Genomic DNA, 19,978 nt, shown 5'->3' with positions numbered 1-19,978 from the left:
CGCATGGCTCGGTCATCCGGCCATCCTGCCAGGCGGCATCCGCGTGCACCGCCCGGTTTCAGTGGGGTGCGACCGGCTTCACGAGCTTGGCGGCGAGGCGCTCCGGCTTCGGCCAGCGCACCTGCGTCGCCGCGCCGGCCTTCTCGAACAACCAGATCACCCGGGCGGAGATGTCCACCTGACCGCGCAGTACGCCGTGCCGGGCGCTGGTCGGGTCGGCGTGGTGCAGGTTGTGCCAGCTCTCGCCGAAGGACAGGATCGCCAGCGGCCAGAAGTTCGACGCGCGGTCGCCCTGGCGCATCGCGAACGGACGCTCGCCGTAGACATGGCACACCGAGTTGATCGCCCAGGTGACGTGGTGCAGGAGGCCGATCCGGACCAGCCCGGCCCAGAAGAACGCGGTCAGCGCACCCTGCCAGGACCAGGTCACCAGGCCGCCGATCAGCGCCGGGCCGAGCAGCGAGATGGCCACCAGTGCGGGGAAGAGCCGGTCGACCCGGCTGATGTCCCGGTCGGCGATGAGGTCCGGTGCGAAACGCTCGCGGTTGGACAGCTCCCGGCGGAACAGCCAGCCCACGTGTGCGTGGAACAGGCCCCGGGTCAACGCCCAGAAGCTGGTGCCGAAGCGCCACGGCGAGTGCGGGTCACCCTCCAGGTCCGAGAAGGCGTGGTGCCGCCGGTGGTCGGCGACCCACTGGATGATCTCGCCCTGCACCGCCAGCGAACCCGCGACCGCGAGCGTCACCCGCAGCCACCGCTTGGCCTTGAACGAGCCGTGCGTGAAGTAGCGGTGGAAGCCGACGGTGATGCCGAGTCCGGAGACGACGTACCAGACCAGGCCGATGATCACGTCGGACCAGCCCAGCCAGCCGCCCCACGCCATTGGCACGGCGACCAGCAGGGCGACGAAGGGGATCACCACGAAAGCCCAGAGGGCGGCCAGGATGCCGGGGGACTGGCTGCCGTCGGTGAGTGGTTTGGGGCCGGGGCCGGCGGTGTTGGAATCGAGCACAGCAGTGGACATGGGACCTCGCAGGGGGATGGTAACGATCACGAAGCTACGCCTACGTCACCGTAACTTACGGCACCGTAGATCGCACGGGGAAGTTTCGAATTGTCCTCGCGTAACCGCCCAAAGTCGCAGGTCAGCCACCCTGGCGGTGAGTACCTGACCGGTCCGGGAATCGGGGCGGCCGGGGGTGCGGGTCGTCCAGCCCGGGACGTCGACGGCGCCGAGCGCTGGCGGTGCGGCGGGATGAGCGCTGGCGTCCGCCGGTCGGGGCGCTAAGGTGTAGCGGCGGGATGTCCATCCCTCGTGCGGCGTGCGCGCGTCGCTGATCGGCCGTGGTGTAATTGGCAACACCCGGGTCTTTGGTACCCGTATTTCAGGTTCGAACCCTGGCGGCCGAGCTGCCCACCTACGCCCGTTTTAGGGTCCGGTGGGGGTAAGAGGGGAACGCGCCGGGCCCCGCGGCTAGCATGGCCGCGAGAGTGTCCGCCGTCCCGACGGGAGCCACGTCGTGCCCCAGCCCCACCTCCGTACCGTCGTCGTACTTGCCGCCGGTGAGGGCAAGCGGATGAAGTCGACGCTGCCCAAGGTGCTGCACCCCCTGCTCGGTCGGACGCTCCTCGGCCACGTGCTGAGCGCCGCCGCCCCGCTCGGCGCGGACCGCACCGTCGTCGTCGTGGGGCACGGTGCCGACCAGGTCCGGGCGCACCTGGCCGAGGTCGCCCCGGACGCCACGCCGGTGCTCCAGGCCGAGCAACTCGGCACCGGGCACGCGGTGCGGATCGCGCTGGACGCCGTACCGGACGGTGCCGGCACGGTCGTGGTGATCAACGGGGACGTACCGCTGCTGCGACCCGAGACGGTGGGTGCGCTGGTGACCGCACACGAGGAGGCCGCCGCGGCGGCCACCGTGCTGGCCGCCGAGGTGCCCGACCCGACCGGCCTCGGTCGGATCGTCAGGGACGCCGACGGCCGCCTGGAGCGGATCGTCGAGGAACGCGACGCCGACGCGACGCAGCGCGCGATTCGGGAGATCAACGCCGGCATCTACGCGTTCGACGCGGTGCGGCTGCGCGAGGCGCTGGGCAAGCTCTCCACCGACAACGACCAGGGCGAGGAGTACCTCACCGACGTCTTCAGCCTGCTCCGCTCGGCCGGTGAGCCGGTGGCGGTGCACGTCGCCACGGACCACGTCGAGACGTTGGGCTGCAACGACCGGGTGGAGCTGGCGACGCTGCGCGGGCTGCTGCGCGACCGGATCAACGAGGCGTGGATGCGCACCGGGGTCAGCCTGCTCGACCCCGCCACCACCTGGGTCGACGTGACGGTCGCGCTGGACCGGGACGCGGTGGTCGACCAGAACACCCAGTTGCGCGGCGCCACGGTGGTCGGCGCGGGCGCGCTGATCGGTCCGGACGTCACCCTGATCGACACCGTCGTCGGCCCCGCCGCGTCGGTGATCCGCAGCCACGCCGTCGGCGCCGAGGTGGGCGCGGGCGCGACCGTCGGACCGTACGCGTACCTGCGGCCGGCGGCCCAGCTTGCCGAGAAGGCGAAGGTCGGCACGTTCGTCGAGGTGAAGAACTCGCAGATCGGCGCCGGCGCGAAGGTGCCGCACCTGACGTACGTCGGCGACGCGACGATCGGCGAGCAGACCAACATCGGCGCCGCGTCGGTCTTCGTGAACTACGACGGGGTGAACAAGCACCGCACGGTGATCGGCAGCCACGCGCGGACCGGTGCGGACAACATGTTCGTGGCGCCGGTAGAGGTGGGCGACGGGGCGTACACGGCGGCGGGTTCGGTGATCGTCGACGACGTGCCGGCAGGCGCGATGGGTGTCGCCCGGGCGCGCCAGCGCAACATCGAGGGCTGGGTGGTCATGCGGCGCCCCGGCACCGCCGCGGCGGAGGCGGCGCAGCGAGTCGGCGACGCGAAGGGTGCGTCGGGGGTGGCCGGCGCCGCAAGCGACAGTGAGGCAATGCACGGGGCGACCGAGACGGTGGGCGGCGCATCCGGCGCGGGAGATACTGCAACCGAATAGTCCCTGACCCACCACCACCGGGTCGGGTACCGCCGACATAACGGGAGCAGACGGGCCCATGGGCAGCATCGTCGCCGAAAACCGCAAAAGCCTGATGCTCTTTTCCGGACGTGGCTTTCCGGAGTTGGCCAAGGAGATCGGCGAGGTGCTCGGCGTCGCGCCGACGCCGGCCGACGCGTACGAGTTCGCCAACGGTGAGATCTTCGTACGGTTCAAGGACTCGGTGCGTGGTTCGGACGCCTTCGTGGTGCAGTCCGTCACGCACGGGGTGAACACCTGGGTCATGGAGACCCTGATCATGGTGGACGCGCTGAAGCGGGGGTCGGCCAAGCGGATCACCGTGGTGCTGCCGTTCTACCCGTACGCCCGCCAGGACAAGAAGCACCGCGGCCGGGAGCCGATCTCGGCCCGCCTGGTGGCGGACCTGCTGAAGACCGCCGGCGCGAACCGCATCCTCACCGTCGACCTGCACACCGCGCAGATCCAGGGCTTCTTCGACGGCCCGGTGGACCACCTCTTCGCGATGGACATCCTGGCCGAGTACGTGGAGCACAAGTACGCCGGCCGGCCGATGACCGTGGTGGCACCGGACTCGGGCCGGGTACGGGTGGCCGAGCGGTGGACCGACCGGTTGGGCGGCTGCCCGCTGGCGTTCATCCACAAGACCCGTGACCCGATGAAGCCGAACCAGGTCGTGGCGAACCGGGTGGTCGGCGAGGTGGAGGGCCGGGTCTGCCTGATCGTCGACGACATGATCGACACCGGGGGCACCATCGCCAAGGCCGCCGACATCCTGAAGGAGTCGGGCGCGGCGGAGATCGTGGTCGCGTCCACCCACGCGCTGCTCTCCGACCCGGCCACCGAGCGGCTGAAGAACAGCTCGATCAGCGAGATCGTGGTGACGAACACCCTGCCGCTCCCGCCCGAGAAGCAGCTGGACAAGCTCACCGTGTTGTCGATCGCGCCGCTGCTGGCGCGGGCGATCCGAGAGGTCTTCGACGACGGCTCGGTGACCACCCTCTTCGGTGGCCTGAGCTGAGCTGGAGCCCCGTTTCCGCCACCTGACTCGCTGGTGGGAACGGGGCTGGCAAACTGGCGGAAACGGGGCCGGCACGCTGGTGGGAGGCCCACCGGCGCGTCGGTCATGAGCCGTGAACGGGGACTGCCGGAAACCCTGGAAACAGCTCGGGTAGACTGGTGCGGTTGCCACGGCGAGGGTGCCCGGCGGGCCGCTGAAAAGCGCCGCACGGAGGCACCGTCATCGACGCGGTGCTCCGGGCAGTCGTTCATGACGCATGAGCCCCAGCGAGCCCCTCGCCCCAGCACCGTTAGACGACAAGCCGCCGCAGCGAAAAGCATCAGGAGTTTCCCCGTGTCCGAGGTAAAGATCAGCGCCGAGCCCCGTACCGAGTTCGGCAAGGGTGGTGCCCGCCGTACCCGCCGGGCCGGCAAGGTGCCCGCCGTGCTGTACGGCCACGGCGAGAAGCCCAAGCACATCGCGCTGCCGTCGCGGGAGTTCGCCGCCGCGATCCGCAAGGGCGGTGCCAACCAGCTCTTCGCGATCGACATCACCGACGGCACCCAGGTGCTGGCGCTGCCGAAGGCGATCCAGCGTGACCCGATCCGCGACACCTTCGAGCACGTCGACCTCATCCTGGTCCGCCGGGGCGAGAAGGTCACCGTCGACGTTCCGGTCCAGCTGACCGGCGAGGCCGCTCGGGACACCCTGATCGTGCACGACCACGACACCCTCTCGGTGACCGCGGACGCCACCAAGGTTCCGGACCACCTCGACGCGTCGATCGAGGGCCTGGAGGCGGGCACCCTGGTGACCGCCGGCGACGTCGAGCTGCCGGCCGGCGTCGAGCTGGCCGTCGACTCGGAGCTGACCGTCGCGTCGATCACCGCCGCCCCGACCGCCGAGCAGCTTGAGGCGACGCTGCCCGAGGTCGAGACCGCCACCGACGAGGCCGAGGCCGAGGTCGGCGAGACCACCGAGGGCTCCGAGGGCGCGGACACCGAGGCGGCCGCCGAGGCCACCGAGGGGCGCACCGAGGCCTGATCGGTTCGTACTGTGCGACAGGCGTCCCCGAGTGTTCGGGGGCGCCTGTCGGCATATCGGGAGTCGGCTGGGATGGGCGTCGGAAGGGACGGGTCGTGACGGACGAGGCGGGGCCGTGGCTGGTGGTCGGCCTGGGCAACCCGGGTCGGGAGTACGCCGGCAACCGGCACAACGTCGGGTTCATGGTGGCCGACCTGCTGGCCGGGCGGGTGAGCGCGCGTTTCGGCCGGCACAAGCGGGCGGTGGCCGAGGTGGCCGAGGCGCGGCTGGGGTTCGGTGGGCCGAAGCTGGTGCTGGTGAAGCCACTGACGTACATGAACCTGTCCGGCGGGCCGGTGGCGGCTCTGGCCCAGTTCTACAAGGTGCCGACGACGCAGGTGATCGCGGTGCATGACGAGCTGGACATCGACTTCGGTCAGGTGCGGATCAAGTTCGGCGGCGGCGAGGGCGGGCACAACGGCCTGCGCTCGATGTCGAAGTCGTTGGGGACGAAGGACTACGCCCGGGTGCGGTTCGGCGTCGGCCGACCGCCGGGGCGGCAGGACCCAGCGGATTATGTGCTGTCGGATTTTGGCGCGGCCGAGCGCAAGGAGTTGGATTTCCTGGTGGACCGGGCCGCCGACGTGGTGGAGTCGGTGATCAGCAAGGGCGTGGAGCCGACCCAGAACCTCTACCACGGCAGCTGAGCCGGGCGGGGCGTACCCGAATCGGAAACCGCGGGCCGGTAGTCTGCGCCTTTCGGCGTGCCGCGACCGGCGACGCGAGTCGCGGCGGATCGGCCCGTGCGGGCAGCGCGGCGAGGCGACGGGAGCGGACAGATGAGCAGTCCTCCGATGATCGATGGCGCGTTCGCCCGGTGGCTGGCGTCCCGGGCCGGGCAGGCGCTGCTCGACCTGCGCACGGAGATGGGTTTCGCCGACACCGGCGCGCTGAAGTCGGCCGGTGACAAGGTGTCGCACGACCTGATCCGCACGGAGTTGGCGAAGTGGCGTCCTAATGACGCGGTGCTCTCCGAGGAGGACGAGGGATCGCGGTTGGCCTGGGCCGCGGAGGTGAACAGCGGAGCGGTGTCGCGGTTGACCGCGGATCGGGTGTGGATCGTCGACCCGTTGGACGGCACCCGGGAGTTCTCCGAGGAGGGCCGCTCGGACTGGGCGGTGCACGTGGCGCTCTGGGCACGCAGTGCGCCGAGTCCGCACGGCCTGGTCGCCGGGGCGGTGGGGTTGCCGGCGCAGCACCGGGTGCTGGGCACGGACTACCCGCCGGCGTACCCGCCGATGACTGTGGAGGCGGCGACGGCCGGCGAGCGGAAGATCCGTTTGGCGGCGAGCCGGAGCCGGCCGCCGGTCTTCCTGACCGATCTGGCCGAGGACGTCGGGGCGCACCTGGTGCCGATGGGCTCGGCCGGAGCGAAGATCGCCGCCGTGGTCACCGGCGAGGTGGACGCGTACATCCACGCAGGTGGGCAGTACGAGTGGGACTCGGCGGCCCCGATCGCTGTGGCGACGGCCACCGGACTGCACGCTTCCCGGATCGACGGTTCTGCGCTGAAATACAACGAGGCGGATCCGCGCCTGCCCGACCTCCTGGTCTGTCGCAAGGATCTCGCCACCCGGTTGCTTGCAGCGCTGCAGAAACATTCCGGGTAGCCTGAGCGGACTTTCTTGACATGCCCGACCGGAAAGGTCTGGAAATCGGATGAGCGAGCGAATCGAGCCGGTGTCATGACCACCCCCGCGGCGTACCAGGTCTCCCACCTGGACGCCCTGGAAGCGGAGAGCATCTTCGTGATGCGCGAGGTGGTCGCCGAGATGGAACGCCCGGTGCTGCTCTTCTCCGGTGGCAAGGACTCGATCGTCATGCTGCGGTTGGCGCAGAAGGCGTTCGCCCCGGCCAATGTCCCCTTCCCGGTCATGCACGTCGACACCGGGCACAACTTCCCCGAGGTCCTGGAATACCGCGACCAACGCGTCGCCGAGCTGGGGTTGCAGCTCGTGGTGGCGAGCGTGCCGGAGGCCCTGGCCAGCGGCATGGTCCGGGAGTCCGCCGACGGCATGCGCAACCGGATCCAGACACCGGTGCTGCTGGACGCGGTGGAGAAGCACCGCTTCGACGCGCTGTTCGGAGGCGCCCGTCGGGACGAGGAGAAGGCCCGGGCGAAGGAGCGGGTGTTCAGCTTCCGCGACGAGTTCGGTCAGTGGGACCCGAAGAACCAGCGGCCCGAGCTGTGGTCGCTCTACAACGGCCGGCACCACCCGGGCGAGTCGATCCGGGTCTTCCCGCTGTCCAACTGGACCGAGCTGGACGTCTGGCACTACATCGCCCGGGAACGCATCCCGCTGCCCTCGATCTACTACGCCCATGAGCGCGAGGTGATCGAGCGGGACGGCATGTTCTACGCCGTCAACGAGTTCTTCCGCCCCCGCGCGGGTGAGGAGCGGTTCAAGGCGCAGGTGCGCTACCGCACCGTCGGCGACGCCTCCTGCACCGCCGCGGTCCGTTCCGACGCGGACACCGTGGAGAAGGTCATCGAGGAGGTGGCGGCCACCCGGATCACCGAGCGCGGCGCCACCCGTGGTGACGACCGGGTCAGTGAGGCCGCCATGGAGGACCGCAAGCGGGAGGGCTACTTCTGATGAGCACCGAGATCATGGCGTCCGCGAATGCGGAGGCCCGGGCTGTTACCGGGGCCGGGCCGGAGGCCCGGGCTATGGACCTGCTGCGGTTCGCCACCGCCGGCAGCGTGGACGACGGGAAGTCGACCCTGATCGGGCGGCTGCTCTACGACACCAAGTCGCTCTTCACCGACCAGTTGGCCGCCGTGGAGGCGGTCAGCGCGGCCCGCGGTGACGAATACACCAACCTGGCGTTGCTCACCGACGGTCTGCGTGCCGAGCGGGAACAGGGCATCACCATCGACGTGGCGTACCGGTACTTCGCCACCCCCCGGCGCAAGTTCATCATCGCCGACACCCCGGGGCACATCCAGTACACCCGCAACATGGTCACCGGGGCCTCGACGGCGGACCTGGCGTTGATCCTGGTGGACGCGCGCAAGGGCCTCGTCGAGCAGTCCCGCCGGCACGCGTTCCTCTGCTCCCTGCTGCGGGTGCCGCACCTGGTCCTGTGTGTCAACAAGATGGACCTGGTCGACTGGTCGCAGGAGGTCTACGAACGGATCGCCGACGAGTTCACCGCGTTCGCGGCGAAGCTCGACGCACCGGACCTGACCGTGGTGCCGATCTCCGCGTTGCGCGGCGACAACATCGTCGCCCGGTCGGACAACATGCCCTGGTACGAGGGCCCGTCGCTGCTGCACCACCTGGAACGGGTGCACATCGCCAGTGACCGCAACCTGGTCGACGTCCGGTTCCCGGTGCAGTACGTGATCCGTCCGCAGTCCACCACCATCACCGACTACCGCGGCTACGCCGGTCAGGTCGCCTCCGGCGTGCTGAAGCCAGGCGACGAGGTGATGGTGCTGCCCTCCGGCTTCACCAGCCGGATCGCCGCCGTGGAGACCGCGGACGGGCCGGTCCCGGAGGCGTTCCCGCCGATGTCGGTGACGGTACGACTGGCCGACGAGATCGACATCTCTCGCGGTGACCTGATCTGCCGGCCGAACAACGCACCGGCGGTGGCCCAGGACATCGAGGCGATGGTCTGCTGGATGGACGAGACGGCCCCCCTGCGGGTCGGCGGCCGGTACGCGATCAAGCACACCACCCGGTCGGCCCGGGCGATCGTGCGCGGGCTGCACTACCGGCTGGACATCAACTCGCTGCACCGCGACGAGTCGGCCGACGAACTGCGGCTCAACGAGATCGGCCGGGTGCGACTGCGCACGACGGTGCCGCTGCTGGCCGACGAGTACCGCCGCAATCGCACCACCGGCGGCTTCGTCATCATCGACGAGGCGACCAACCGCACGGTAGGCGCCGCCATGATCGTCGAAGCCAGCTAACCCCAACCCACCCACCACCGGCCGGCCCGCCCGCTCGTCCGTGCCCGCCGGCTCGCGCCTGCCCCCCAAGATCGCGCACGATCCAGGAAGTAGTGGCCTCGCCCAACGGGCGAGGCCACTACTTCCATGAAGAAGCACGATCTCCAGCCCCGGCCGCCTGCCGGCCCGGCTGCCTGCCGGCCCCACGCGGTGATCAAGAGGTTTGCGTCAGGATCTGGGCTTGAATTGACGCGAACCTCTTGATCACCGGCCGGGACCGGTCTAAACCGGCCGGGGTGGGGCGGGGGAATGGGGGGCGGGTGGCGTTAGGGCAGGCGGGTGGCGCCGGGGGAGGGGAGGACGGTCACGGTGCCGGGGGCGGTGAAGCCCCGGTCGGCGTACGCGTCGGTTACGGCGGCGGCTACCGCATCGGCACGGTCGGCCTCGATCAGCGCGAGCACACATCCGCCGAAGCCACCGCCGGTCATCCGGGCGCCGAGCGCACCAGCCGTCAACGCCGCCTCGACCGCGGTGTCGATCTCCGGCACGGTGATCTCGAAGTCGTCGCGCATCGAGACGTGGGAGGCCGTCAGCAGTGGGCCGATGTCGCGGACCCGGCCGGCGCGGAGCAGCGCCACCGTGTCCAGTACGCGTTGGTCCTCGGTCACCACGTGCCGAACGCGCCGCCGGGTCTCCTCGTCGTCGAGCTGGGCCAACGCGTCGTCGAGTTGGTCGATGCCCACGTCCCGCAGGGCGGCGACGCCGAGCGCGCTGGCTCCGGCCTCGCAGGAGCGACGGCGGGCCGCGTACTCCCCGTCGGCGTGGCGGTGTGGTGCCCGGCTGTCGATGACCAGCACAGCCAGGCCGGCGGCGTCCAGGTCGAACGGGATCTGCTCGACCGACTCGTCGCGGCAGTCGAGGAAGAGGGCGTGCCCGGCGCGGCAACGGATCGCCGCGGACTGGTCCATGATCCCGGTCGGCGCACCCACGTAGACGTTCTCCGCCCGCTGGGCCAGCCGGGGCTGCAGTGCCGGGGCGAGCTCCAGCCCGCCGAGGTCGAGCAGGGCAGCCAGCACGGCTGACTCAAGCGCGGCCGACGAGGAGAGCCCGGCGCCCAGCGGCACGTCGGAGGCGATCGCCAGCCGGGCACCCGGCACCGGGTGACCGGCCTCGCGCAGCGCCCAGACCACACCCGCGACGTACGCGCCCCATCCGGTGACCCGACCCGGCTCGGCGACGTCGTCCGCGCCGAACGTGATCGCCTCGCCAGAGAGCTCGGACCAGGCCGTCCAGTGCTCCCCGTCCTGCCGGTCGGCCGCGACGACGGTGCGCATCGGCAGCGCGAACGGCAGCACGAAGCCTTCGTTGTAGTCGGTGTGCTCGCCGATCAGGTTGACCCGGCCCGGGGCGGCCCAGCGGCCGGCAGGCTGGCCGCCGAACTGCGCGGAGAAGCCGGCGGCAGCCCGTTCGGCGACGTCACGGCTCGGATGGGTCATGACTGCCCCAGGATGTGCGTGCGGTAGAACGCCCAGGCGTCCCCAACCATGTCGTGCAGGGTCGGCTTCTGCGGCACCCAGCCCAGCTCGTCGCGGGCCAGCGCGGAGGACGCGACCAACTCAGCCGGGTCGCCCTCGCGGCGCGGGGCTACCTCGACGGGCAGTTGGTGCCCGGTGACCTCGCGGACCACGTCGACGACCTGGCGGTTGGTGAAGCCGTTGCCGTTGCCCAGGTTGTAGATCCGGTGCTGGCCGCTGGTGGCCGCGTCCAGCGCCAGCAGATGCGCGCGGGCCAGGTCGGCGACGTGGATGTAGTCCCGGACGCAGGTGCCGTCCACGGTGGGGTAGTCGTCCCCGAAGAGCTGGAGCTTCTCCCGCCGGCCGGCGGCGACGTCCAGCGCGATCGGGATCAGGTGCGTCTCCGGGTCGTGCCGCTCGCCGAGGGCGATGTCGCCGTCGAGGTGGGCGCCGGCCACGTTGAAGTAGCGCAGCGACACGGCGGCCAGCCCGTGCCCGATCGCCTCGGAGGTGAGTGCCATGTCGACGGCGAGTTTGGTGGCGCCGTACGTGTTGGTGGGTGCCTTGACCGCGTTCTCGGTGATCGGCAGCTCGGTGGGGTTGCCGTAGACGGCGGCGGTGGAGGAGAAGACCATCCGGGGCACCCCGGCTGCTCGGACCGCGTCGATCAGGGCGAGCGTGCCGACGGTGTTGTTCTGCCAGTACAGCTCCGGCTTGACCATCGACTCGCCGGCGGCGATCAGGGCGGCGAAGTGCAGCACCCCGTCGAACCCGGCGTTCGCGGTGATGACGCGGGCGGCGTCGTGGATGGACGCCTCGACGTGGGTGGCCTCCGGGGCGAGGGCCTCGCGGTGCCCGGTGCGTAGGTCGTCCAGGATGACCACCTGGTGACCCGCGTCGAGCAGCATCCGGGTCACCACGCTCCCGATGAAGCCAGCGCCCCCGGTGACGAGCAGTTTCACGTCGTTGCCTCCTGCCTGGCCCGCCCGGGACGTGGCCCTTTGGTGATCACACTAGGGCGGTGGCCGGCACCCTCGCCGATGCCACCGCCAACCCCATTCCATCATAATCTCTCATGATTAAACAGAGCCGAACATCCGTGGGTCGCTCCGCGTGATCCCCGGTGCGGTGGGCCCACGGTGTCTACCATCTCTGTCATGCGGGAAGTGGCCCGTACCGGGCTCCGGCGACGCGCGCGGGTGCACCCCCGCCGCGACCCTGGCCCGCTCGCCCGGGCCGTCGCCCGGGTGCTGGTCCGCGCCGCGGATGGCGCCACCCGACTCGTCACCGACCTGCTCGGGACCGGCCCGACGGCCGGCCGGGAGCACATCTCGGAGGCCGATCTGCGGGACCTGGTCGCGGCGAACACGGTGCTCGACCCGGACGAGCGGCGGATCATCGACGAGGTCCTGGTGGCCGGTGCCAGTCTGATCCGCGAGGTGATGATGCCGCGTACCGAGGTGGTCTTCCTCCCAGCGCGGCTGACCATCGTCGAAGCCGCCCGGCTGGTCCGCGCCGAAACGCACACCCGCTACCCGGTCACCGACGGCACCCACGACGACGTGGTCGGCTTCGTGCACCTCCGTGACGTACTGCTGCGCCCGGACGCCGACCCGTGCGTCACCGTCGGCGAGTTGGCCCGGGAGGTGAAGCGGCTCCCCGGCAGCAAACGGGTGCTCGCCGCGCTGACCGAGATGCGCCGGGAGGGCCAGCACCTCGCCGTGGTGGTCGACGAGTACGGCGGCACGGCCGGGATCGTCACCCTGGAGGACCTCATCGAGGAGTTGATCGGTGAGATCCACGACGAGTACGACGCCGCCCCGGACCCGGTGCACGCTGGTCTGCCCGCCGTGGTGGACGGTCGACTCAACCTCGCTGACTTCGCCGAGCGGACCGGGGTGGCGCTGCCCGCCGGACCGTACGAGACGGTTGGCGGTTTCGTCATGGCCGCGCTGGGCCGGCTCCCGGTGACCGGCGACGAGGTACCGGTGCCGGGTGAACCCGCCGACGTCGGTGCATCCGATCCGGCGGCCGAGCTGCCGGCCGGCTGGCTGCTGCGGGTGCTCACGTTGGACGGCCGCCGGGTGGCCCGGCTCGCCGTCTCCGCCGCCCGCACCGGGCCGACCGGCACCGGGCCGACCGGCACCACCGAGCAGCGCCGCGAGCTGAGCACCGAGCAGCACGGCGCGCAGAACGCCGGGCAGCGCCGCGAGTACGACCCGGCGCCGGCGTCGGCGGGCGGCCCCGAGCAGGCCCGGGAGGCGATGGCGGGGCAGCACCGCCGGGTCGCGGTCGGGGCGACGCGCCGGGTCGGCGCGGGCGAACCACGCGAGGTCAGCACCTCGGCACCGGCGGGCCGGAGCCGACCCGCCGGCCCGTCATGACGGACCGGGTTGCTTGCTGACAGAATTATCGCCATGTCCGACGTTCCCGCCCGGCCCCGCGTCTTCTCCGGCATCCAGCCGACAGCCGACTCGTTCCATCTCGGCAACTATCTGGGCGCGGTGCGGCACTGGGTGGCGCTACAGGACACCCACGACGCCTTCTACTGCGTGGTGGACCTGCACGCCATCACCGCGGGGCACGACCCGGCGCTGCTGCGCCAGCGGACCCGGGTGGCCGCGGCCCAGCTCTTCGCGGTCGGGCTCGACCCGGAACGCAGCACCCTGTTCGTCCAGTCGCAGGTGCCCGAGCACCCGCAGTTGGCCTGGGTGCTCGGCTGCATCACCGGCTTCGGCGAGGCCAGCCGGATGACCCAGTTCAAGGACAAGTCGCAGAAGCAGGGCAACGAGCGGGCCAGCGTCGGGCTGTTCACCTATCCGGTCCTGCAGGCCGCCGACATCCTGCTCTACCAGGCCAACGCGGTGCCGGTCGGCGAGGACCAGCGCCAGCACCTGGAGCTCTCCCGGGATCTGGCCCAGCGGTTCAACTCGCTGTTCGGCGCGACGTTCACGGTGCCCGCGCCGCACATCGTCAAGGACACTGCCAAGATCACCGACTTGCAGGACCCGACCGCGAAGATGTCGAAGTCGTCGTCCTCGCCGGCCGGCATCATCGACCTGCTCGAAGACCCGGCCCGGTCCGCCAAGAAGATCCGTTCGGCGGTGACCGACACCGGTCGGGAGATCGTCTTCGACGCCGAGACCAAGCCGGGTGTGTCCAACCTGTTGACCATCCACTCGGCGCTCAGCGGCCGCAGCATCGACGAGCTGGTGGCCGCTTACGCGGGCCGTGGCTACGGCGACCTGAAGAAGGAGCTGGCCGAGGTGGTGACGGACTTCGTCCGTCCGATCCAGGAGCGCACCCGCGCCTACCTCGACGATCCGGCACAGCTGGACAAGCTGCTCGCGGCCGGCGCGGAGAAGGCCCGTGCGGTGGCCGCGACGACCCTGCGGTCCGCGTACGAGCGGGTCGGGTTCTTCCCGCCCGTGCGCGGCGAGTAGGTCCGCGTACAGGTGGACGGGTCGGTGGTCGGAGGGGCGGCGCGAAGCGTGGATCGCAGTGGCGGGGTGCCGCCGACCGGCGACACCATCCAGATCGGCATCGCGGTGGACATCCCCGAGCCGTGGGGTGCCCAGCTCACCCGGCGGCGGGTCGAGGCCGGTGATCCGCTGGCGGTGCCCGCGCACGTGACGTTGCTCGGGCCCACCGAGATCCGGACGGCCAACCTGCCGGCGGTCGAGCGGCACCTGGCCGCCGTCGCCGCCACGCACCTGCCGTTCACGCTGCACCTGCGGGGCACCGGCACGTTCCGTCCGGTCACCCAGGTGGTGTTCGTCGCGGTGGCCGCCGGGATCAGTGAATGCGAGTTGCTGGCCGCGGCCATCGCCGCGGCGCCGGGCCTGCACCGCGAGCTCCGCTTCCCGTACCATCCGCACGTCACCGTGGCGCAGGACGTGGCGCCGGAGGCCCTGGACAAGGTGTACGAGGATCTGGCCGACTTCTCCGCGATGTTCGAGGTCGACGCGTTCACCCTCTTCTCGCACAGCGGGCAGGCCAGGTGGCAGCCGCGTCGCGACTTCTGCCTCGGCACCTGAAGCGCCGGCAACCAAGGCTGCCGGCACCTGAAAGTGCCAGCAACCGGACCGCCGGCAACTGATGCGACGACGACGCGCCGGCCGGCGAGCATCGGGAGCCGGTTGCCCCTACAGCGGTGGGAGATCGGCGAGGATGATCGCGTGAACGTGATCGGCCAAATTGAGGCGGGCATCGACCGCTGGGTGAGCGCCGCGCGCCACCGGTCAGGGCTCTTCGATCATGTGTGGCGGGCCGGTGTGCTGTACGGCGAGGTGCTGGCCGGCCGGTTGGCCGCCGCGATCGCCTACTACGGCTTCTTCGCGGTGTTCGCCCTCGCCCTGGTGGCGTTCTCCATCTTCGGCGCGATCCTGGAGGACAACGACGAGGTCAGCGCGGCGGCGGCCGACTTCCTCAAGGAGAATCTGCCGTTCCTGGACGCCGAGCAGATCGCCAACTCCAGCGGCACGGTCGGGGTGGTCGGCCTGGTCATCCTGGTCTTCACCGGGATCGGCTGGGTGGAGGCCATCCGGTCCTCGCAGCGGTTGATGTACCAGCTCAACCAGCAACCGGGCAATCTGGTGGTGCGACGCCTCGTCGACCTGGGCGTGATGATCGGCGTGTTCGTGCTGCTCGGCGTCTCGGTCGCGGCGGTGGACGCGTTGGAGTCGCTGCTGCGTTTCCTGCTGCGCAGCACCGGTTCGGTCGGTCTGACCACGATCAGCGCGGTGCTCAGCGTGCTGGTCAACACCGTGCTCGCCACCGCGTTGCTGCTGGCCGTGCCCCGGCTGCGGATGAGTCGGTCCCGGCTGCGCCCGGTGGTGGTGCTGGTGGCGGTCGGCATCACGCTGCTGAACACCGTCGGGCGGTACTACGTGGTGCGGACCGAGCGGAATCCGGCGTACACCGTGGTGGCCGGCGCGGTCGGTCTGCTGCTCTACCTCTACCTTCTCAACCAGCTGGTGCTGTTCGGCGCTGCGCTCCTCGCGACCAGCACCAACGGCCGAGTCGTGGACCTGGCGGAAACCCCCGCGCCAGCGAAGGATGTCGACGAGGGCATTGATCCCGGTACGCCGGGCGGTGCGGGCTGATGACGGAAGGCGTGCAGGTGCTGATCTCGGTCGACCCGGACTCGTCGGTGCCGCCGTACGAGCAGGTGCGCGTGCAGATCGCCGAGCTGATCGGCGATGGCCGGTTGCCGGTGGGCAACCGCCTGCCGACCGTCCGGCAGCTCGCCGCCGACCTGCGGTTGGCCGCGAATACGGTGGCCCGCGCCTACCGGGAGTTGGAAGCCGCCGGGCTGCTGGAGACCCGGGGGCGCAACGGCACCTTCGTCGCCCCCGGGCGGGACGACGCCGTCGACCGGTTGCAGCGGGCGGCGGCCGGCTACGCGGCGGAGGCGGCCCGGCTCGGCGTGCCGCCGGCCACGGCGCTCGCCCTGGTCCGCGCCGCCCTGGACGCTGCCCGTCCCGGCTGACCGGTCGCCGATCGACAGTCGGACGGGCGATAACTGAGGAGAACGGCGTCGGCGCTCGCGTTCGCGGACCATGATGAGCCGGTGGGCGCACTCATGACACTGGACCTGCCGGCGGACTCACCACTCCTCGGCCTGCCGTGGATCATCACCTTCGGTCCGCTCGGTGACCTCGACGAGTGGGAGCCGGTGGTCTGCGGGCCGTACGAGCGACCGGCCGCGTTGGCCCTGGCCGAGGCGGTGGTCGCCGAGGAGCAGTTGATGGCCGTGGTGGAGCCGCTGCTGCCGGCGCTGTCCGCGGACGAGATCCGCAGCGAGATCGCCGCCGCGCAGGTCGCCGCCGAGGACGAGGCCCGTCAGGTTGAGGGGGCCGACCTGTACGGGGACTTCGAGGACGTGATCGACGAGGAGTTGGACGCGGCGGCCGACGAGGCCGGCCACGGTGAGCCCGCCGAACCGCCGGACGAGGCCGAGGTACGCGCCGGCTGGACCCGGATCGCGGCGCTGCTCACCGCGAAGTGAGACGTCAGCGGGTCGGCGCGCGGTCCAGCACGCAGAACTCGTTGCCCTCGGGATCGGCGAGCACCGTGAACTGCTCGGCCCCGGTTTGCCCGACGTCGACGTGCCGCGCGCCGAGGCTCAGCAGCCGCTGTACCTCGGCCTGAGGGTCGGCGTCCGCGACCAGGTCGAGGTGCAGCCGGTTCTTGCCCCGCTTGGCGGTGCCCGAGCCCTGCAACCACACGGTGGGCGCGGCGGCGGACGGCTGCCCCGGCGGCCAGAGCTTGGCGCTGCCGTCGTCGCCCTGCTCGACCTCGTAGCCGAGCGCCGCCGACCAGAACGCGACCATCACGTCCAGGTCCTCGACGTCGAGCGTGCACTGGGCGATCCGTACCACCATGGGGTCACCTCCGTAGCGATGGTGCCCGATGCGGTACCCGCGACGCCTGCGGGTCTAACCAGCGGCGGCACACGACACCGGCGCCGCGCGGAGCGGACTCCGCGTGGCGCCGGTGGCACCTCACCCCCCACCACAAGGGGCCGGTAGCCCAGTCGCCCGTCGGCGCGGGGCACGACGAACGACCAGGTCGAGAACGAGTTACCCGTTCAGCGCTGTTCCAACCAGACTGCCGCGTCAATTGGCAGCAGATGACCGGAGCCCCGTTCGGTGAGCTCGTCGCTGGCGACGAGCGGCTGACCGTACCCGTCGATCAGTACCGGCGCGCCGCTGAGGTTGACCACGCAGGTCAGCACGGTCGCGCCGGCGGTGCGGGAGAAGGCCAGCACGCCCGGCTCGCTCTCCCGCCAGGTGACCCCGTCGGCGTCGAGGGCCAGCGCGGGATGGTCGTGACGGATCCGCAGCGCGGCCCGGTACAACTCCAGGGTGGAGCCGGGCACGTCGGTCTGCGCCGTGACGGACAGCGCCTGCCAGACCGCCGGGGCGGGTAGCCAGCTCAGCTCGCTGCCGGCCGGCCCGAAGCCGTACGGGGCCAACTCGCCGCTCCACGGTATGGGCACCCGGCAGCCGTCGCGGCTCTCGCCGGTGCGCAGGAACGCCGGATCCTGGCGCAGCTCGTCGGGGAGGTCGAGGACCTCCGGCAAGCCCAGTTCCTCGCCCTGGTAGAGGTAGGCGCAGCCGGGCAGGGCGAGCATCAGCAGGCTGGCGGCACGGGCTCGGCGCAGCCCTTCGGCGCCGTCGCCGTACCGGGTGACGTGCCGCTGCTTGTCGTGGTTGGACAGCACCCAGGTGGTGGGCGCCCCGACCACGGTCGCCTCGGCCAACGCGGTGTCGATCACCTTGCGGAACGAGTCGGCCGACCAGGTGGCGTCCAGGAAGTCGAAGCTGAAGGCCTGGTGCAGCTCGTCCGGCCCGATGTAGCGGGCCAGGCGCTGGGGCGTCTCGGCCCACGCCTCGGCGACCGCCATCCGACCGCCCGGGTAGCTGTCCAGGATGGGCCGCCACGCCCGGTAGATCTCGTGCACCTCGTCCTGGTCGAAGTACGGCAGCCGGCCCCTGCCGAGCAGTTCGACCTGGCGCTGGCCGGTGGTGGCCGAGCTGAAGCCGACGTCCGGCAGCCCCTCCGCCTTGATCATGCCGTGCGCCACGTCGACGCGGAATCCGTCCACGCCCCGGTCCAGCCAGAACCGCAGCACGTCCTCGAACTCGGCGCGGACCTCCGGGTGACGCCAGTTCAGGTCCGGCTGGGACCTGTCGAACAGGTGCAGATACCACTGACCGTCCGCGATCCGGGTCCAGGCGGCGCCGCCGAAGATGCTCTCCCAGTCGTTCGGGGGCAACTCGCCGTGCGCGCCCTGACCGTCGGCGAAGAGGTAGCGGGCCCGCTCCGGCGAGCCGGGCCCGGCGGCGAGCGCGGCGGTGAACCAGTGGTGCGCGCTGGAGGTGTGGTTGGGCACCAGATCGACGATGATCCGCAGGCCGAGGGCGTGCGCGTCGGTGATCATCGCGTCGAAGTCGTCGAGGGTGCCGAACATCGGGTCGACGTCCCGGTAGTCGGCCACGTCGTACCCGCCGTCGATCATCGGCGAGGTGTAGAAGGGGGTCAGCCACAGCGCGTCCACCCCGAGGTCGCGCAGGTACGGCAGGCGCTGCCGGATGCCCTGGAGGTCGCCGGTGCCGTCGCCGTCGCTGTCAGCGAAGCTGCGGACGTACACCTGATAGACGACCGCGGAGCGCCACCAGTCGTCGTCGGTGGCGTGCGGCGGGGTGGCGGTGCTGATCATTCGAGCAATATGCCGGCCCGTCGCTGCAAGAGTCAAGCAGATCTTGCGTAAGAAAGGCGGGCGGAAGTCGGCGCGACGGCGGTGGAGCCGCGTACCACCAGCTCCGGGCGGAACAGGTACTCCGAGTGCGGGGCCCCGTGCCCGTTGATCTCGTCCACCAGGGCGCGGACGGCGGCCACCGCCATCGCGGTGACCGGCTGCCGCATGGTGGTCAGCGGCGGGTCGGTGAAGGCCATCAGCGGGGAGTCGTCGTAACCGACCACGGAGAGGCCGTCGGGCACGTTGAGGCCGCGTTGGCGGGCAGCCCGGACCGCGCCGAGCGCCATCAGGTCGGAGCCGCAGACCACCCCGGTGACGCCGCGGTCCAGCAGGCGGCCGGCCGCCGCCTCGCCACCCTCCACTCCGAACAGTGACAGCTCGGCCAGTGGGCCCAGGTCGGCTTCGGCGACGCCGGCCAGCCGGGTCATCGCGGAGCGCCAGCCGGCCACCTTGCGCTGCACCGGAACGAACCGGTCCGGGCCGGTGATCAGGCCGATCCGCCGGTGCCCGAGCGCGACCAGGTGGGCGACGGCCAGCTCGGCCGCCTCCCGGTCGTCGCAGGAGACGAAGGGCGCCCCGATGCCGGGCACGTACCCGTTGATCATCACGACCGGCAGCGGCCGGGCGAGCAGCGCCCGGTAGCGGTCGTGGTTGGCCGCGGTGTCGGCGTGCAGGCCCGAGACGAAGACGATCCCGGAGACCTGCCGGTCCAGCAGCATCTCCACGTACTCGTCCTCGGTCACGCCGCCGGCGGTCTGGGTGCAGAGCACCGGGGTGAACCCGCTCTGCGCCAGAGTGGACTCGATGACCTGGGCGAAGGCGGGGAAGATCGGGTTGTCCAGCTCCGGCACCACCAGGCCGACCAGCCCCGCGCTGCGCTTGCGCAGCCGGGCCGGGCGCTCGTACCCGAGCACGTCGAGGGCGGTGAGGACGGCCTGCCGGGTCTCCGGGGCCACGCCGGGGCGGTCGTTGAGCACCCGCGACACCGTGGCCTCGCTGACTTCGGCCTGCTGGGCGATGTCGGACAGTCGAGCGCGCATGGCGGCACTTTAGCCCACCGGCAAGTTCTTGCGGGGTGCTCTGCAAGCCCTTCCATTACTTGCAACGTCTTGCTAACGTCCCGGCAACATGCGAGAGCAG

Annotated in this window: 18 protein-coding genes, 1 tRNA gene and 1 pseudogene; 14 read left to right on the top strand and 6 right to left on the bottom strand. The window is 71.1% G+C overall.

Going from position 1 to position 19,978, the window contains the following annotated elements; genetic code table 11:
* Positions 1–58: 58 nt before the first annotated feature.
* Positions 59–1,024: an acyl-CoA desaturase gene (locus ACIBD9_RS30950; RefSeq protein WP_396722944.1), complete on the bottom strand. Its 966-nt coding sequence runs from the start codon at positions 1,022–1,024 to the stop codon at positions 59–61.
* Between the two features lie 314 nt (positions 1,025–1,338).
* Here ACIBD9_RS30950 and ACIBD9_RS30945 point away from each other — a divergent pair.
* From ACIBD9_RS30945 to ACIBD9_RS30910, 8 genes are all read left to right on the top strand, one after another.
* Positions 1,339–1,410: transfer RNA gene (locus tag ACIBD9_RS30945), tRNA-Gln, on the top strand.
* A gap of 110 nt (positions 1,411–1,520) precedes the next feature.
* Positions 1,521–3,053, top strand: a complete 1,533-nt coding sequence (glmU, locus tag ACIBD9_RS30940; protein WP_396722943.1) for a bifunctional UDP-N-acetylglucosamine diphosphorylase/glucosamine-1-phosphate N-acetyltransferase GlmU — start codon at positions 1,521–1,523, stop codon at positions 3,051–3,053.
* A 58-nt stretch (positions 3,054–3,111) separates the two neighbouring features.
* The gene (locus ACIBD9_RS30935; RefSeq protein WP_030329105.1) at positions 3,112–4,092 is read left to right on the top strand and encodes a ribose-phosphate diphosphokinase; all 981 of its coding nucleotides are present in this window, start codon (positions 3,112–3,114) and stop codon (positions 4,090–4,092) included.
* Between the two features lie 333 nt (positions 4,093–4,425).
* The gene (locus ACIBD9_RS30930; RefSeq protein ID WP_387172401.1) at positions 4,426–5,115 is read left to right on the top strand and encodes a 50S ribosomal protein L25/general stress protein Ctc; all 690 of its coding nucleotides are present in this window, start codon (positions 4,426–4,428) and stop codon (positions 5,113–5,115) included.
* A 95-nt stretch (positions 5,116–5,210) separates the two neighbouring features.
* Positions 5,211–5,801, top strand: coding sequence for an aminoacyl-tRNA hydrolase (gene pth / locus ACIBD9_RS30925; RefSeq protein ID WP_396722941.1), 591 nt, complete (start codon positions 5,211–5,213; stop codon positions 5,799–5,801).
* Between the two features lie 132 nt (positions 5,802–5,933).
* A complete protein-coding gene (locus ACIBD9_RS30920; RefSeq protein ID WP_396722940.1) occupies positions 5,934–6,764 on the top strand; it encodes a 3'(2'),5'-bisphosphate nucleotidase CysQ in 831 nt (276 codons plus the stop codon).
* Positions 6,765–6,839: 75 nt separating this feature from the next.
* Positions 6,840–7,751, top strand: a complete 912-nt coding sequence (gene cysD, locus ACIBD9_RS30915; protein WP_396722938.1) for a sulfate adenylyltransferase subunit CysD — start codon at positions 6,840–6,842, stop codon at positions 7,749–7,751.
* Positions 7,751–9,079, top strand: a complete 1,329-nt coding sequence (locus ACIBD9_RS30910) for a sulfate adenylyltransferase subunit 1 (RefSeq protein WP_396722936.1) — start codon at positions 7,751–7,753, stop codon at positions 9,077–9,079. The genes cysD and ACIBD9_RS30910 overlap by 1 nt, the downstream gene beginning before the upstream one ends.
* Before the next feature lie 305 nt (positions 9,080–9,384).
* On the opposite strand, the gene galK is transcribed toward ACIBD9_RS30910, so the two are convergent.
* Both galK and galE read right to left on the bottom strand, forming a co-directional pair.
* A complete protein-coding gene (galK, locus tag ACIBD9_RS30905) occupies positions 9,385–10,554 on the bottom strand; it encodes a galactokinase (RefSeq protein ID WP_396722935.1) in 1,170 nt (389 codons plus the stop codon).
* Positions 10,551–11,534: a UDP-glucose 4-epimerase GalE gene (gene galE, locus ACIBD9_RS30900; RefSeq protein WP_396722932.1), complete on the bottom strand. Its 984-nt coding sequence runs from the start codon at positions 11,532–11,534 to the stop codon at positions 10,551–10,553. The genes galK and galE overlap by 4 nt, the downstream gene beginning before the upstream one ends.
* 195 nt (positions 11,535–11,729) lie before the next feature.
* On the opposite strand from galE, the pseudogene ACIBD9_RS30895 reads away from it, so the two are divergent.
* From ACIBD9_RS30895 to ACIBD9_RS30870, 6 genes and pseudogenes are all read left to right on the top strand, one after another.
* A pseudogene (locus ACIBD9_RS30895) lies at positions 11,730–12,722 on the top strand (hemolysin family protein); the annotation flags it as partial.
* A 267-nt stretch (positions 12,723–12,989) separates the two neighbouring features.
* A complete protein-coding gene (gene trpS, locus ACIBD9_RS30890) occupies positions 12,990–14,015 on the top strand; it encodes a tryptophan--tRNA ligase (protein WP_196920989.1) in 1,026 nt (341 codons plus the stop codon).
* Positions 14,016–14,027: 12 nt separating this feature from the next.
* Complete coding sequence (locus ACIBD9_RS30885; protein ID WP_396722930.1) at positions 14,028–14,609, top strand: 2'-5' RNA ligase family protein; 582 nt, start codon at positions 14,028–14,030, stop codon at positions 14,607–14,609.
* A 141-nt stretch (positions 14,610–14,750) separates the two neighbouring features.
* Entirely contained in the window at positions 14,751–15,677 is a 927-nt protein-coding gene (locus tag ACIBD9_RS30880; RefSeq protein WP_396722928.1) for a YihY/virulence factor BrkB family protein, read from the top strand.
* Positions 15,677–16,063 carry a GntR family transcriptional regulator gene (locus ACIBD9_RS30875; protein ID WP_396722927.1) on the top strand — a complete coding sequence of 129 codons (387 nt, stop codon included), beginning with the start codon at positions 15,677–15,679 and terminating at the stop codon, positions 16,061–16,063. The genes ACIBD9_RS30880 and ACIBD9_RS30875 overlap by 1 nt, the downstream gene beginning before the upstream one ends.
* 81 nt (positions 16,064–16,144) lie before the next feature.
* Positions 16,145–16,582: a hypothetical protein gene (locus ACIBD9_RS30870; RefSeq protein ID WP_387172385.1), complete on the top strand. Its 438-nt coding sequence runs from the start codon at positions 16,145–16,147 to the stop codon at positions 16,580–16,582.
* Between the two features lie 4 nt (positions 16,583–16,586).
* On the opposite strand, the gene ACIBD9_RS30865 is transcribed toward ACIBD9_RS30870, so the two are convergent.
* From ACIBD9_RS30865 to ACIBD9_RS30855, 3 genes are all read right to left on the bottom strand, one after another.
* Positions 16,587–16,958 carry a VOC family protein gene (locus ACIBD9_RS30865; RefSeq protein WP_396722925.1) on the bottom strand — a complete coding sequence of 124 codons (372 nt, stop codon included), beginning with the start codon at positions 16,956–16,958 and terminating at the stop codon, positions 16,587–16,589.
* 206 nt (positions 16,959–17,164) lie between these two features.
* Positions 17,165–18,799, bottom strand: coding sequence for a glycoside hydrolase family 13 protein (locus ACIBD9_RS30860; RefSeq protein ID WP_396722923.1), 1,635 nt, complete (start codon positions 18,797–18,799; stop codon positions 17,165–17,167).
* A gap of 32 nt (positions 18,800–18,831) precedes the next feature.
* Positions 18,832–19,878 (bottom strand): LacI family DNA-binding transcriptional regulator, encoded by a 1,047-nt coding sequence (locus tag ACIBD9_RS30855; RefSeq protein ID WP_396722921.1) that lies wholly within the window; start codon positions 19,876–19,878, stop codon positions 18,832–18,834.
* Positions 19,879–19,978: the final 100 nt, after the last annotated feature.

This window comes from Micromonospora sp. NPDC050784 (genome assembly GCF_044456765.1).
Lineage (GTDB): Bacteria > Actinomycetota > Actinomycetes > Mycobacteriales > Micromonosporaceae > Micromonospora > Micromonospora foliorum.
This window is presented reverse-complemented; position numbering and strand designations above follow the sequence as displayed.